Origin of the sequence: Nostoc sp. S13 (assembly GCF_029379315.1) — a bacterium.
Taxonomy (GTDB): Bacteria; Cyanobacteriota; Cyanobacteriia; order Cyanobacteriales; family Nostocaceae; genus Nostoc.
The window spans coordinates 1-13,614 of sequence record NZ_JAQYWQ010000028.1 but is presented as its reverse complement, the minus strand read 5'-3'; the positions used below and the strand labels follow the sequence as shown (position 1 = coordinate 13,614).

Here is a 13,614-nt window from a genome sequence, read left to right as displayed (position 1 = left end):
GAACTCGGAACTTCCACCTTTTTGCTCCAACGTTAAGCCTTTGAACTCGGAACTTTCACCTTTTTGCTTGAACGTTGAGCTTCTGAACGCGAAACTTCTACCTTTTTGCTCCAACGTTAAGCCTCTGAACTCGGAACTTCCACCTTTTTGCTCCAACGTTAAGCCTTTAAACTCGGAACTTTCACCTTTTTGCTCCAACGTCCAAGCTTTGAACTCGAAACTATCAAACTTTGCTTTCCAAAGTTGGGTTAACTGATATCTTGCAGCATTCTCAATTATTTCAACCCGACTAAAAACTATTGTCAGCGCACTGATTCTACTTTGACATCCTCAAAAATTGTATAACATGGCAAACACAACATTAACTAACATCGCGGCTGAATTGATAGAGGTAGCTGCTAAACTACGCGATCGCACTGTGAAAGTGAAAAGCGGCTCTTTGGGAGTCGGTTCCGGTGTAATTTGGCAACCTGACGGACTAATTATCACTAATGCCCATGTGGCAACCAGCAACCGCGCAACTGTGGAATTGGCAGATGGAAGGGTATTTGATGCAGTGCGGACACAATTTGATCCACAGCAAGATTTAGCAGCCTTAAAAATTGTCGCCACTGATTTAACTGCTGCAACCATTGGCAATTCTGAGGGACTGCGAGTCGGTGAATTAGTCTTGGCGGTAGGTAATCCGTTTGCTGAGAGTGGTGCTGTGACAACTGGGATTATCTATGCAAATAATTCGCGTGCAGTTATGGCCGATTTGCAGTTGTATCCTGGAAATTCTGGGGGGCCGCTTGCCGACTGTCAAGGCCTTGTCGTGGGAATTAACACCATGATTGTTAATGGTTTGGCTGTGGCAGTTCCCAGCAAGACCGTTGAGCGTTTTTTACAGGGCAATAGTCGTCCGCAACTGGGAGTCACACTGCAACCTGTGCTTTTAAATCGGCGTAGCTTGGGTTTATTGGTGTTGTCAATTTTACCTAACAGTCCTGCGGAAACTGCTGGTGTACAAATCGGTGATGTTTTAATTGGAGTTTCGGGGCGATTATTCACTAGCATGAATGACTTATCCAAATATCTCCATGAAAGTAAAGAATCTGTGCCGCTACAACTCCTACGCGGTGGGCAGCAATTCGTGATTTATGTTGCTGTGCAGTTTGGGAAAACTGCTGTGGAGGCGACATGATCCGAGTGATGGTAGTTGCCACTTCCCCTGTAGTCCGGGCAGGGTTATCAGCTGTGGTAACTACCAATCCTCGGCTAACGGTTGTGGGGAGTGCATCCGATTTGGATGTATTGGCAAGGGAAGTTGGGCAATTACAACCAGATGTGGTGCTGGTAGATTTGAGCAGCAATCTTCAACAATCGGTGTGGGAAAAATTGCTGCTTATTCAAGAGGAACAATACCCATTAGGAATGATCGTCATTGTTGAGGGACTCGACAGCATCGACTTAGAGACGGCATTACGTTCTGGTATCCGGGGGATATTGCCCAGTAGTAGCACAGAGTCAGAAATTGTCGCTGCTGTGGAGGCGATCGCTTTTGGTTTAGTGGTGCTGCACCCGGATGCTGTAGAATTACTCTCTATCCGGGAAAAAGTGGTAACGAATCCTGTACAAAGCTTGACACCACGGGAGATAGAGGTTTTAGGAATGCTGGGGTCAGGGTTGGGAAATAAAGCGATCGCTAAACGTTTGCATATTTCTGAGCATACCGTCAAATTTCATCTCTCATCGATTTTTCAAAAGCTCAGTGTCTCCAGCCGCACTGAGGCTGTTGCTGTGGGTGTGCGACTGGGTTTGATTATGCTGTGATCTGTAGTCATTATCAGTTGAATGCAATTGATCATCAGTTAAGATCCCGTCTAAGGAGCGCTTGAAGTCTTCCCGGTCTTGAAGGGGTATACCGAGAATTTCTGCTCATGATATCCTTTATTGATGACACGCCCCTGAAGGTACACATTTCTACGATTGAAAGAATTACTATGACTTATGACAAACATTCTGTATCCTTGGATGACGCACGACGAATACTAGCGGCTGGAGAAGCGAAGGCTCGTGCAATCGGACAACCAATGAATCTTGCGGTTGTTGATGCTGGCGGGAATCTTGTTGCTCATATTCGGATGGATGATGCGTGGATCGGAAGTATTGATATCTCAATTAATAAAGCATTTACTGCTCGTGCGTTTAATCTCTCTACCAAATCCCTTGCTGAGGATGCTCAACCAGGAGGACAATTTTATGGTATTCACGCCTCAAATGGAGGACGAATTATGATCTTTGCCGGGGGTATACCACTTCAACGCGATGAGCAGATAGTTGGTGCGATCGGAGTAAGTGGTGGTAGCGGTGAACAGGATCAAGCTGTAGCTGAGGCAGCTGTCGCAGCTTTCTAATACCATTACACTAGTAGTCTGTCAAATACATTTTGACGGATACTAGGAGATATATTTCCGGCAATATATAAGCTATGCCTGCAAAACGATACATTGTCTCCCTGACTCCTGAAGAACGCCAAAGTATAGAAAAATTAACCAAAACGGGTAAAGCTGCCGCCGCCAAAATCAATGATGTTTGAACCTTTAGTCGGATGGAGGCACGTAGAAGTGACCGACCAACGTACCCAAATTGACTATGCTCAACAAATAAAATATTTGGTTGATGAATGTTATCCCCAAGCCCAAAAAATTCAACTGGCTCAGGATAACCTTAGTACCCATATTAGAGCCTCTCTCTACAAGGCATTTCTACCAGCCGAAGCTAGATGAATTCAAGGGTAAAATCGAGTTTCACTATACGCCAAAGCATGGAAGTTGGTTAAATATGGCTGAAATTGAGTTGAGTGTTTTAAATCGACAATGCCTTGACCGACGTATTGCTCACAAAGAGGTTTTGAAACAGGAAATCGCTGCCTGGGAAAAATGCCGAAATGAACTTTTGTGTAAAGTCGATTGGCAATTTACTACCGAAGATGCACGTATTAAATTGAAGCGTCTCTATCCGTCAATTAGTTCTTGACAGACTACTAGTTATGCATTATACCTTTTTTTATCTTTTACTTTTGTTTAAGTCCCAATAACCAACTTGGCTTAGTTTCTTCCTTAATCCTCTTATATAGGGATGTTAGCAGGCGATCGCCGCTGTCCCTTCATGAAAAATTTTTAGGAAGTTAGCCCCACTGACTTGACTTAAATTTTGCATAGACAACACAAGAGCTAATCTCAGTCTTGCAGATTGAAAAAGACGGGGGAGATGTTGAAGATTTTATTAGCTACCCAGTGGAGGTGCGATCTCTTAATGGCGATCGCAAATTCTGTGGGACATTCACCAACTGGGATGATAAGAATGCGATCGCCACTGTGACAATCAAGGATGGAGAGGTTTCTGTATATTCCAAGGAAGTTTTTGTGATTCGCTCAGTGAAATCGACTTAAAGTTTCACGCGTAGCGATCGCAAAAAGGTTTTTACTGCTTGTCGATGTTTGGCGAGATTCCCAGTAACAGCCTATCCAAACTTGCGCTTGATCTGCAAAAAAACACCACCGAACAGCAATGCCGTGATTGCAGTTCCAGGTTCAGGAACGTCAACTGGGGGTGTTGACAGTGTCGCTGTATACGTTCCTATCGTTTGAGTCGAAGAAAACGGGTCTTCAAAGTAGGTATTAGAGGAACTATCGAAAAATAAGGCAGAGCCAAGCCCTTTAATTATAAAAGGTGAAAAAACTTGGCTGCCTCTCACTCCAGCAAAAAAACCGGACTGCGGATTGAAGCCTAACTTAAAGCCAGGTTGAGAAGGCACATAGTTGGCAAGGGTTAATGACTTTTCTTGAGGTGTTGTGATCGCAAAATCAGTTATTTCAACGAAACCAACACTAAGTTTGCTTGCATCATCAATGTCAAACGTGCCAATGGCTTCAGTATTTGTAAAATCTTCAATCAAAGTTAAATCAAAACTTAATGTTGCCGCCTGAGCAGGATGAGCTTCAAGCCCCCATAAAGCCAGCGTAGCTCCTGCCAAAAATCCCATAAACGTAGCTAGCACTTTCATGATGATTTTTCCTAGAATCTATTACTTACATTGCCCTTAGCAACAGCTTCTCTATATTTAGGCTAATAAGTCAACCAACGAGTTTGCCAAGACTTGATAGTTTGGACTTGACACTAGCTAATCTGTTCTCATGCTCAGCAAGGAGAGATTTTATAGCTTTTGGGGTCTGTCTTGCCCAAATATTGAGCGATCGCTGTCTGTTCGGAGTCTGCCTCTACACCGGCACTCGCATTGCCAAAGCTTGCTCACTGCAACGTACAACGAGCGAAGCGATCGCTCAAATCATTAGTTCTAAAAGCCGGTGGGGTAACTGGTACCACTGCTCGTTTTTCCTGCGATCGCGATCAGGTATTGGCATATAAGCGCCTCCTACTCAGCCCTAGAAACGATGCGGACGGCAATTCCATCACCCCTAAGTTTTCATCCATTGGATTTTTAGCAATAACTTGAGTGATTGGCTTGAACAAATCTATGGTTAGTGATCGCCTACCGAGCGGTTACATCATCGCTTCAATAGTTATGCAATATTTATTTTTTTTGGCGTTCTTCAGGAGTCAGGGAGATAATGTATCGTTTTGCAGGCATAGCTTATATATTGCCGGAAATATATCTCCTAGTATCCGTCAAAATGTATTTGACAGACTACTAGTACCCCACGGCGTAAATAGAGCAACCTATATTCTTGTCCAACTCCCATCATTGGGGTTAACACGGTATAATCCCGCACCTTGGGTGATATACAGCCAGCCATTTAAAGCTGTCATAGTTGTGGAACCACTCCAATTTCCTGACCCTAGTCTTATCGAACTCCCATCCTCGGGGTTAGCACGGTATAATCCCTCACCTTGGGTGATATACAGCCACCCATTTAAAGCTGTCATACTTGTGGAACCACTCCAATTACCTGATCCTAGTCTTATCCAACTCCCATCACAGGGGTTAGCACGCCATAATCCCTGACCTTGGGTGATATACAGCCTGCCATTTAAGGCTGCTATAGTTGTGGAACCAATCCAATTACCTAAAGTTGGTATTCCCGAACTTCCATTACAGGCTTCAGGTATCGCAAAAGCCTTATTAGTGGAGCTTATAAGCAAAACTGTAGCACTAGCTAAAAGACTCATTAAACTTTGTGAAGGACTGAGTTTAAACTTCATAACAGTGTTCATTTAGAAATACTCCAAACAGTCTTAAGTTCCAGTATTTAAAAAATTCATTCACAGGTATTGGGATTTAAACTGTGTACACTTTAGCCTTTTTAAAGAAGGCTACTAATGACATACAGCCTCTAATGAGGTCATGGTGTACATATATCACATTTGATTTATTACTTATATGAACATTTTAATGCTATCTTCCACCTTTCCCTACCCACCAACGCGCGGAGGAACCCAAGTTAGGACATTTAATTTACTTAAATACCTGAGTCAACGCCATACTGTTACCCTCGCGACTCAACGCGAGGGCGATGTTACAGACGCAGAATTAGCAGGATTACGCGATTGCGTGGATCATCTAGCTATTTTTGAACGCCCGCCAGATTCGGCAACCACCGGAATATTCCAGAAAATACAGCGATTTGGGAGATTTTTGCAGCAGGGGACACCGCCTAGTGTACTCAACCGCTACTCAGTTGAAATGCAAACATGGGTTGATAACTGGGTGGAAGCGGGGAAATGTGATCTAATTACCTGCGAACATAGCGTCAATGAAATTTATGTACGATCGCATTATCAGAAACAGCTAAAAACCATAGTTAATGTTCATAGTTCTGTTTACGCTACCTGTCGTAACCAACTAGCAACCGGCATTTCGGAAAATTCCCTTAGAGACAAAATTAATCTCCCACTTTTGCATCGTTATGAGCAAAACTATTGTGTTAAATTTTCGGTAATTGTCGCCACAACAGAAGAAGATAAAATTCAACTACAAGAATTTAACCCCAATAGTGAAATTACAGTTATTCCGAATGGCGTAGATTTAGTTTCTTTCCCCAACCGTACCACCGATCCAGGAGGACATCGCTTAATTTTCATCGGTGCAATGGATAACTTAGCAAACATTGATGCTGTCTGCTTTTTCAGCAACGAAGTTTTGCCAGAAATCCAAAAATTGTATGCCGATACAACTTTCGATATTGTCGGTTCTCATCCAGTGCCAGCAGTTTTAGCACTTGATCAAAAACCAGGAATTAATGTAATTGGGCGTGTGCCTTCGATGGTAGAATATTTACATCAAGCCACCATCTGCGTTGTACCCATGCGGACTGGGTTTGGCATTAAAAATAAAACTTTAGAAGCAATGGCAGCTGGTATACCTGTAGTAGCGAGCGATCGCGGCTTAGAAGGATTAGCCGTAGATGGTGCTAGTCATACACTACGCGCATTGCGAGCGAATAAACCGGCAGAGTACGTTACCGCTATTAGTAAACTATTTGAGCATCCACATCTGCGTTCAGAATTGTCTCACAACGGCAGACAACTGGTAGAAACAGAATTCACTTGGGATATCGCTGGTAAAAGCTATGAACAAGTTTGTCTTGGGAGAAAGTAATACTAATTCGTAATTCGTGGTGTCCAGATCCCCGACTTCTATGAGAAGTCGGGGATCTAACTTTTCACTAATGATTTAGGATTGCTATATGTGTAGAGACGTTGCAATGCAACGTCTCTACATCGGTCGAGTAAATTATCTTATCTAAATTGTATTCTTTCAGGGTTAGCTCATGAAAATGCACTTCAATTATTCTCAAACCTAGTTGAATATCCGAACACAAGTAATTTCTTCTGCTTACGCTTATTCTTATTCTTGAGGATAATCAAATAATTCTCAACGTAGCGAAAAGCAGCTGCACAATCGTAATCAGCAATGGCTATAGCTTGCAAAAAAACTTTTGGGGGAATTTCAAACCCTAAAAATTTTTCTATTAAAATTAACAAATTTTTATCTGTGGCAGGGAAAGTAGTTTTTTCTGCCCCTTCTGAATCATGAAATGTATCTTCAATTAATGCTTTATACACTTTGTACCTCCCCAAAAGCATAAGATGCAAAGCCTGTGATAAAGTTTAGCTGCTGATCACGAGTTTGTAAGTTAACTGGAAGTTCAGTACTACCACATCCGATCTCCCGTAAAATCTCCAAACAATAACTACTCAATTGAGTATATGGAGCAAGCTCCAATTGTTGAGCTACTTCTAGAGCCATCTCCACATTGACTTGGATAACCGTCTTTACAGGGTTGGTCATAAACACGCCCTAATAAACTGGATGCTCTAAGTTTTGATCACAAGCGCAAATAGCGTAACAGTGTTTTTGCGGAATTTATGAAGAGGGGAAATTAAAGTATCAGCGCATTTGCGGTAATATATCCAAAGTTACCCTCTCCTAAAATCAGAGCTAGGCAATTTCGATCTAACTGCGATCGCTACTCCATAATAAATAGAAATACTTAATAAATAGTAGCAATTCATACAAAAGGAATGTATGAACATTCCCTATTTTGTACCTTCACAACAAAAAACTAACAATTCTACTCACCACTACTAATGTTTTTTTGCTGTTGATAACGCTGTTTAAACTGCTGTTGCTGTATTTTATGATCTACAATTGGTTCAGGATAGCCAACAGCATGACGTTCTAAAGATGGAATTTTACCAGTAACTAAATATTCTGGATCTACAGACCGCAATTGTGACACCCATTGCCGAATATATTCCCCTTCTGGATCGAATTTTTGTGTTTGACTGGCTGGGTTGAAAATTCGCACAGGTTTAGGGTCCATGCCGCTAGAAGCACTCCATTGCCAACCGCCATTGTTAGCAGATAAATCTCCGTCAATCAATTTCTGCATAAAGTATTTTTCTCCCAATTGGGGATTAATTAGTAAGTCTTTAGTCAAGAAACTGGCGACAATCATCCGACATCGGTTGTGCATCCAGCCGCTTTCGTTTAACTGGCGCATTGCTGCATCTACAATCGGGTAGCCAGTTCTCCCCTCACACCAAGCTTGGAAATATTCTTCGTTAGTTTCCCAAGGAAAGTTCTTAAAGATGTCGCGGAAAGCACCATCAGCCAATTCGGGAAAATTATACATTGCATTTTGATAAAACTCCCGCCAACCTAATTCCTGTTGCCATGTGCGGATAGCGGCGGCGGCTTCCTCACTGCGGCTGTTTTCTTGTGCTTCTATGGTGGCTTGCCAAACGGTGCGAATGCCAATTACCCCAAATTTCAAAGCTGCACTTAGTTGTGATGTTCCGTCAACTCCGGGAAAATTTCGCTGTTCTTGGTATTCAGTAATTGCTTTAGTAGTAAATTCCTCTAATCGTGATTGCGCCGCCGTCTCTCCCGGTGAAATAATCAATTCTTCATCCCAAATAAACCCTAAATCTTTTGCCGAGGGTAATGCGATCGCTCCAGTAAGTTTTGCAATTTCCTGTTCAGCTTCTGTTAAGCCCTCAACATTTTGCAGTGTTTCTACTGGTTGACTTTTTGGTTTAGTAATCCAATTTTTCCAGAAGGGGGTGTAAACCGTGTAAGGACTGTTATTACCGGTGCGGATCTCCTCTGGGGAGTTGAGGATTTGATCCCAGTTTTGGTTAAGAAACGCAATACCTTTTTCTTTGAGGACATTTATAATAGCGCGATCGCGTACTTGTGAATAAGGTTCTACATCCCAATTCCAAAAAACAGCTTTGGCATTTATTGCCTCTGCTAAAGCTGGTATCGCTTGTACAGGATTGGCGTGGAGTATTAATAACTGGCTACTAACTTCGGCATATCGCTGTTGTAGTTTCTGTAAACAGCCAATCATATAAGTTACTCTCACAGGAGCGACATCATCCCGTTCGAGAATATGTGGATCAAGGCAAAACACGCCCACCACTTTCGGACTCTGCCGTTTTGCCGCAGCCAGTCCCGTATTGTCAGAAATGCGTAAATCACGCCGATGCCAAAACAGAATTAAGTCAGACATTCCATACTGGATATAGTTCACCCGTACTAGCTTAGATGCTAGTGGTACCAATGAGCATCATTCTGGCGATCAATTTATTTTGTTAATAGGCATTGGGTATTTGTCATTAGTTATTCCCCATGCCCCATGCCCCATGCCCCATGCCCCATGCCCCATGCCCCATGCCCCATTCCCCGGTTTGTCAATCGGTAATAGTGGCTTTATAGTTCAAAATTGAGTATACTCTTCTTAACAGTTAATTAGTCCTTTTCTCATGGCTAACCTACTACTTGACGACGGCACAATTGAGAGTGATTTAGGCGAAATAGCTCGTGAACTTGCCCCTCTTGGCATTCAACTCAGACACTACGACCCAGGAACATCGCTTCTCTTCCCCAACCTGTTAGACCAACATGTTTTAACTGAGTCTGAGAAACGTTATTGTGTAGAACTCCATAACAGCGTCTTTGAATTTATTCAGCAAGAGAATGGCGCTATCTGGTGTGACTTGCTAAATGTGCATCCAGGTTCCTTCAATCTTCACCACCTGATAGCAACCTACGGTCGTTACCATACTCATCCTGTCGCTGAACCCCTCTACGTGTTGGCAGGAGAAATGATCTATGGCTTCGTGCGACCTGATGGCAGCCAAGTACAGCTTTTAGTTCAGGCACAAGACTATCTCTACATCCCCCTTGGCGTTGAGCATTGGTGCAGCCCAAGTGCTTCGTTGAATTTCAAAGCGGTACGCTATTTTGCGATGCCTGATGGCTGGGTTCCTAATTATACAGGAACTCAAGTGAGTGATTCGCTCAACAAGCCGCGTTAAAGCTCAAAGTTGAGTTAAATTCGCGTTTTTTTATGTGCCTCTGCAATTTCTTGTTTGGCAGCAGCAATAAGTTTTAATTGTGTTCTTTGGAACGATTCATTCCATGTAATTTCATCTTGTAAATCATCAATGTAGTCCCGCAGATGCTCTGCAATCTGATCTTGTACCTCAATAGGTAAAGACTCCATCATTTTGATCACGGTGATAATTGCTGCTGACGACATAGTGAATTGCTCTCACGCAACGCTTTGCTCTTAAAGCTAACACCAATTACCTCTTTTTATTTATCAAGCTCTCATGCCTGACCACATCATTGACTCTAACCTAAACGTAATGAGCGAGTGTGGTGCGTAAGCGTAGCCCGTGGTAGACATTGCTCAAATAGACAATTATTTTACAATGTTCAACAAATGCAGTGTTAGCCTACGTCACTACTTATAATAGTCGGCAAACCTGACTAGAATAAGTACTTGCTATGCTTGATGTAGTAGAAAAGACTTTTTATTAATGAGATAGCTGTCAGTATCTTGCCAATAGCTGCTGTTAAGCTTAGTTCCCATCGCTCCATAGATTTGGCTTCCATACTATGAGCTTAACAAATTGTTACTATTTTATAGTATCTCTTGTGTCTACTTGTGTTTTATAAGCCCATAACCGTGCGATAATATGCTTCAATTTGCGCGACGGTTTCAGACTTGCGCTTTGTCTCCCATTGACTACGGTTAAATAATTCTTGTCGCAAATCATCAACATTGATTGTTGTCACTTTACCATCGGCAATAATTTGCTTACCATTTACCCAAGCACTATTAACAATATTCGTGGAACGACCTAAGATTAATAAGCCAATGGGATCTGTACGCGGAAGCAATGATAAATTGGTAAGGTCATAAAGTACCAAATCGGCTTGTTTGCCAACGGTTAAAGAACCGAGTTTATCTGCTAAATTCAATCCTTTTGCACCTCCCAAGGATGCCATTTCTACGGCTTGCCGGGGCGTAATCCAGTGTTGATAATCTGAGTCTATAACATTATGTAAAATAGAACCTATTTTGATGGCTTCTAGCAAATCTTGAGAGTCATTACTCGAAGCACCATCACAACCAAAAGTTACATTTATTCCAGCTTGGCGATATTTTAAAATCGGGGCGATGCCACTGCCTACACGCAAATTACTTAAGGGATTATAAACAACTGTAGATTGAGTTTCGGCAAGGATGGTGATATCAGTATCATTTAACCAAACACAATGAGCAAGTGAAGTCCGAGCGCTCTAAAACCCGATTCTTTTCAAATGTTCCACAGCAGTACAACCGTACTTTTCTTGGGCGAGTTTTTCCTGTGCCCTGGTTTCGAGTAAATGGGAGTGACGACAAAGATTATAGCGATCGCTTAACTCAGTACACACCTCAAATAAAGCATCAGTACACAATTGTATTCCTGTTGGTGCGACCAATATATTTACACCCTCATCTGGGCGATGAAATTGTCTGACTGCCTCTTCGAGAATTTCCAATGTTGCCGCAGTTGAGCGAAAATAAGGCTCATGACTTTAGGCTGATTCCCCAGATGGTATACCTGCGGTGAGGGATTCATCTTGAATTAAGGGGGCGATAAAGGCACGAATTCCCACTTCTCTGTAAGCACGAGTTGCAATAGCGATCGCTTCTAACTCAAGTCTGGCGATTAACCCCAGATGATCTACCACACTGGTACCGCCGGAAAGTAGGGTTTCCACGGCAGTACCCAAAGCACTTAGATAAACCTGTTCGGGATCGAAGGGAGCAAAATCATACAGTTGGGCCAACCACAATTCTAAGGGAACATTGACATGATTCCTCGCTGCCACATCTCTGATGAGTGGGTATGGGTGTTGAAAAAGCCAGGTAGCAATAGCTTATTTTTGCCATAGATGGCAGTGCCGATTACTTGTAGATTCGGGGCGAGCGCTGTGATGCCTCCGGCGAGCTTCTCTACCAGAGGCTGCGCCAACGCTAACGCACCATCTACAATCTGTACATCTACGGTTGTATAATCCTCACCGACGGCAATCATCACATTCTGGACGGTGAAACTTACCATATTTAACCTTGATTAAGTAATCGTATTTTCAACCGAATTTCAAGTTACAAAATAGAAAATGGTGTTGGGTACTGCAATTTATGAATTTGCCTTTTCGGACATTGGGAGTTGCGCCAAATGCGTGGACAGTGAATCATGCGATCGCAGACATCACTCGTCTTCAAAAAACTCCACAACCTGTTATTTTATCAACAGAAACTAAAACCCTGCGCCTAGACTTGGCAAAAGCTGCTATCCTCGTCATTGATATGCAGAACGACTTCTGTCACCCTGATGGCTGGTTAGCGCATATCGGCGTGGACGTAACTCCGGCACGTCAGCCTATTGACCCTTTAAACAACTTACTTCCAGAACTGCGTGAGGCTGGTGTTCCAGTCTTTTGGGTAAATTGGGGAAATCGTCCCGATTTGCTCAATATTAGTGCTGGTTTGCGTCATGTCTATAATCCCACAGGAGAGGGTGTGGGATTAGGCGATCCACTGCCAAGTAATGGTGCTAGAGTACTCATGGCAGGTAGTTGGGCCGCGGCTGTAGTAGACGAACTAGAACAGATTCCCGAAGATATTCGTGTGAACAAATACCGCATGAGTGGGTTTTGGGATACGCCATTAGATAGTATCTTGCGGAATCTGGGAAGGACAACATTATTTTTTGCTGGTGTTAATGCTGATCAGTGTGTGCTAGCCACATTATGTGATGCCAATTTCTTAGGATATGACTGCGTGTTAGTTAAAGACTGCACTGCCACAACTTCTCCTGAATATTGTTGGCTGGCAACATTGTACAATGTCAAACAATGCTTCGGTTTTGTCACTGACTCGCAAGCGATTTTAACAGCGTTGCAAAAGAGTGAGGAGTCAGGGGTCAGGAGTTAGGGGTTAGGAGTTAGGAGTTAGGAGTTAGGAATATTTAGTAATTACTGATTCTGTAATTGAGAGATACAACTAACAACTCAATATTCAGGATTTGGATTTTAGGAATTTTCATACCCAACAATCACTTCAGAGGGGATAAATAAATGTACGCGACTCGTTGTGTAATTCCGGTTATCAAATCTCCCAAAGATTACCAAGTATATCGCATTAGTCCCAAAGACTCTAATCGATTAGCAATTATCTTCGATTCTACAAATGCTAATACTTCATTGACTTGCTGCATAGAAATTTTTGATGTTGGTGGTCAAACACCGCCAAATCGCCATCAGTGGGCGGTGGAAATGTTTTTCATTCTCAAAGGGGAAGCGATCGCTATGTGTGACGGCAAGAGTGCCATGATCAAAGCTGGAGATAGTTTATTGGTGCCTGCCACTGGTACTCATTTGATTAAAAATACTGGTTCTACTCGCTTGTATACGTTGACTGTTATGGTTCCCAATGAAGACTTTTCAGAATTGATTCGTAGTGGTATTCCGGCGGAGTTAGATGCAGAAGATATGGCAGTACTGGGGAGATTAAATGCTTTGATGCCCTGTTAAAATAATTCGTCATTCAATTAGTTGGGGATTTATCGCGTTTTCTAATAAGAATAAGGTACAGCTTAACCTTATCGAATTTTAGACTTCGGCGTGAGCGCTACTTCGACAATGCTCACGCCGAAGTCTGAAATTAAATGACAGAGCAAGTGACTTGATTGTTTTTTCAATCTATCCCTCTTCTGTCACTTTCCGGAATAAGCAAGTAGTAAATAAGCTAAATCATCCAG

15 protein-coding genes and 2 pseudogenes are annotated in these 13,614 nt (G+C 42.6%); 10 read left to right on the top strand and 7 right to left on the bottom strand.

What is annotated here, in order from left to right:
- Window positions 1-346: 346 nt before the first annotated feature.
- The 5 genes and pseudogenes from PUQ00_RS11620 to PUQ00_RS11600 all read left to right on the top strand — a co-directional run bounded on the left by PUQ00_RS11620 (window position 347) and on the right by PUQ00_RS11600 (window position 3,434).
- The gene (locus tag PUQ00_RS11620) at window positions 347-1,183 is read left to right on the top strand and encodes a trypsin-like peptidase domain-containing protein (RefSeq protein ID WP_300416245.1); all 837 of its coding nucleotides are present in this window, start codon (window positions 347-349) and stop codon (window positions 1,181-1,183) included.
- On the top strand, window positions 1,180-1,812 hold the full coding sequence (locus PUQ00_RS11615) for a response regulator transcription factor (protein ID WP_300416243.1): 633 nt from the start codon (window positions 1,180-1,182) through the stop codon (window positions 1,810-1,812). The genes PUQ00_RS11620 and PUQ00_RS11615 overlap by 4 nt, the downstream gene beginning before the upstream one ends.
- Window positions 1,813-1,919: 107 nt before the next feature.
- Entirely contained in the window at window positions 1,920-2,396 is a 477-nt protein-coding gene (locus tag PUQ00_RS11610; protein ID WP_300416241.1) for a heme-binding protein, read from the top strand.
- Window positions 2,397-2,567: 171 nt separating this feature from the next.
- Window positions 2,568-3,018 (top strand): annotated as a pseudogene (locus tag PUQ00_RS11605) (transposase); the annotation flags it as partial.
- A gap of 209 nt (window positions 3,019-3,227) precedes the next feature.
- A complete protein-coding gene (locus PUQ00_RS11600) occupies window positions 3,228-3,434 on the top strand; it encodes a hypothetical protein (protein WP_300416239.1) in 207 nt (68 codons plus the stop codon).
- A 71-nt stretch (window positions 3,435-3,505) separates the two neighbouring features.
- Here PUQ00_RS11600 and PUQ00_RS11595 read toward each other — a convergent pair whose 3' ends face one another.
- Window positions 3,506-4,048, bottom strand: a complete 543-nt coding sequence (locus tag PUQ00_RS11595; protein ID WP_300416237.1) for a hypothetical protein — start codon at window positions 4,046-4,048, stop codon at window positions 3,506-3,508.
- 231 nt (window positions 4,049-4,279) lie between these two features.
- Between PUQ00_RS11595 and PUQ00_RS11590 the strand changes: the two genes are divergently transcribed.
- Window positions 4,280-4,498 carry a hypothetical protein gene (locus PUQ00_RS11590; protein ID WP_300416235.1) on the top strand — a complete coding sequence of 73 codons (219 nt, stop codon included), beginning with the start codon at window positions 4,280-4,282 and terminating at the stop codon, window positions 4,496-4,498.
- A 224-nt stretch (window positions 4,499-4,722) separates the two neighbouring features.
- Here the strand turns inward: PUQ00_RS11590 and PUQ00_RS11585 are convergent, their stop codons facing one another.
- The gene (locus tag PUQ00_RS11585) at window positions 4,723-5,217 is read right to left on the bottom strand and encodes a hypothetical protein (protein WP_300416233.1); all 495 of its coding nucleotides are present in this window, start codon (window positions 5,215-5,217) and stop codon (window positions 4,723-4,725) included.
- 166 nt (window positions 5,218-5,383) lie between these two features.
- Between PUQ00_RS11585 and PUQ00_RS11580 the strand changes: the two genes are divergently transcribed.
- A complete protein-coding gene (locus tag PUQ00_RS11580) occupies window positions 5,384-6,601 on the top strand; it encodes a glycosyltransferase family 4 protein (protein WP_300416231.1) in 1,218 nt (405 codons plus the stop codon).
- Between the two features lie 185 nt (window positions 6,602-6,786).
- On the opposite strand, the gene PUQ00_RS11575 is transcribed toward PUQ00_RS11580, so the two are convergent.
- From PUQ00_RS11575 to PUQ00_RS11565, 3 genes are all read right to left on the bottom strand, one after another.
- Window positions 6,787-7,068, bottom strand: coding sequence for a hypothetical protein (locus tag PUQ00_RS11575; protein ID WP_300416229.1), 282 nt, complete (start codon window positions 7,066-7,068; stop codon window positions 6,787-6,789).
- Window positions 7,061-7,294 carry a hypothetical protein gene (locus PUQ00_RS11570; RefSeq protein ID WP_300416227.1) on the bottom strand — a complete coding sequence of 78 codons (234 nt, stop codon included), beginning with the start codon at window positions 7,292-7,294 and terminating at the stop codon, window positions 7,061-7,063. Before PUQ00_RS11570 ends, PUQ00_RS11575 begins: the two co-directional genes overlap by 8 nt.
- Window positions 7,295-7,577: 283 nt before the next feature.
- A complete protein-coding gene (locus tag PUQ00_RS11565; RefSeq protein WP_300416225.1) occupies window positions 7,578-9,023 on the bottom strand; it encodes an FAD-binding domain-containing protein in 1,446 nt (481 codons plus the stop codon).
- Window positions 9,024-9,276: 253 nt separating this feature from the next.
- Here PUQ00_RS11565 and PUQ00_RS11560 point away from each other — a divergent pair, with 253 nt between their 5' ends.
- Entirely contained in the window at window positions 9,277-9,831 is a 555-nt protein-coding gene (locus PUQ00_RS11560; protein ID WP_300416223.1) for an acireductone dioxygenase, read from the top strand.
- A gap of 14 nt (window positions 9,832-9,845) precedes the next feature.
- Here PUQ00_RS11560 and PUQ00_RS11555 read toward each other — a convergent pair whose 3' ends face one another.
- Both PUQ00_RS11555 and PUQ00_RS11550 read right to left on the bottom strand, forming a co-directional pair.
- Window positions 9,846-10,055, bottom strand: coding sequence for a hypothetical protein (locus PUQ00_RS11555; RefSeq protein ID WP_300416221.1), 210 nt, complete (start codon window positions 10,053-10,055; stop codon window positions 9,846-9,848).
- 416 nt (window positions 10,056-10,471) lie between these two features.
- A pseudogene (locus tag PUQ00_RS11550) lies at window positions 10,472-11,913 on the bottom strand (amidohydrolase).
- An 80-nt stretch (window positions 11,914-11,993) separates the two neighbouring features.
- On the opposite strand from PUQ00_RS11550, the gene PUQ00_RS11545 reads away from it, so the two are divergent.
- Entirely contained in the window at window positions 11,994-12,788 is a 795-nt protein-coding gene (locus PUQ00_RS11545; protein ID WP_300416219.1) for an isochorismatase family cysteine hydrolase, read from the top strand.
- Window positions 12,789-12,931: 143 nt separating this feature from the next.
- Complete coding sequence (locus tag PUQ00_RS11540; RefSeq protein WP_300416217.1) at window positions 12,932-13,387, top strand: cupin domain-containing protein; 456 nt, start codon at window positions 12,932-12,934, stop codon at window positions 13,385-13,387.
- The last annotated feature ends 227 nt before the right edge of the window (window positions 13,388-13,614 follow it).

What these genes read in the sequence shown, in the direction of transcription:
- PUQ00_RS11555 (WP_300416221.1), bottom strand. Translation starts at nt 10,055, where the DNA reads ATGTCGTCAGCAGCAATTATCACCGTGATCAAAATGATGGAGTCTTTA.
- PUQ00_RS11580 (WP_300416231.1), top strand. Translation starts at nt 5,384, where the DNA reads ATGAACATTTTAATGCTATCTTCCACCTTTCCCTACCCACCAACGCGC.
- PUQ00_RS11615 (WP_300416243.1), top strand. Translation starts at nt 1,180, where the DNA reads ATGATCCGAGTGATGGTAGTTGCCACTTCCCCTGTAGTCCGGGCAGGG.
- PUQ00_RS11585 (WP_300416233.1), bottom strand. Translation starts at nt 5,217, where the DNA reads ATGAACACTGTTATGAAGTTTAAACTCAGTCCTTCACAAAGTTTAATG.
- PUQ00_RS11540 (WP_300416217.1), top strand. Translation starts at nt 12,932, where the DNA reads ATGTACGCGACTCGTTGTGTAATTCCGGTTATCAAATCTCCCAAAGAT.
- PUQ00_RS11595 (WP_300416237.1), bottom strand. Translation starts at nt 4,048, where the DNA reads ATGAAAGTGCTAGCTACGTTTATGGGATTTTTGGCAGGAGCTACGCTG.
- PUQ00_RS11565 (WP_300416225.1), bottom strand. Translation starts at nt 9,023, where the DNA reads ATGTCTGACTTAATTCTGTTTTGGCATCGGCGTGATTTACGCATTTCT.
- PUQ00_RS11545 (WP_300416219.1), top strand. Translation starts at nt 11,994, where the DNA reads ATGAATTTGCCTTTTCGGACATTGGGAGTTGCGCCAAATGCGTGGACA.
- PUQ00_RS11620 (WP_300416245.1), top strand. Translation starts at nt 347, where the DNA reads ATGGCAAACACAACATTAACTAACATCGCGGCTGAATTGATAGAGGTA.
- PUQ00_RS11560 (WP_300416223.1), top strand. Translation starts at nt 9,277, where the DNA reads ATGGCTAACCTACTACTTGACGACGGCACAATTGAGAGTGATTTAGGC.
- PUQ00_RS11610 (WP_300416241.1), top strand. Translation starts at nt 1,920, where the DNA reads ATGATATCCTTTATTGATGACACGCCCCTGAAGGTACACATTTCTACG.
- PUQ00_RS11570 (WP_300416227.1), bottom strand. Translation starts at nt 7,294, where the DNA reads ATGACCAACCCTGTAAAGACGGTTATCCAAGTCAATGTGGAGATGGCT.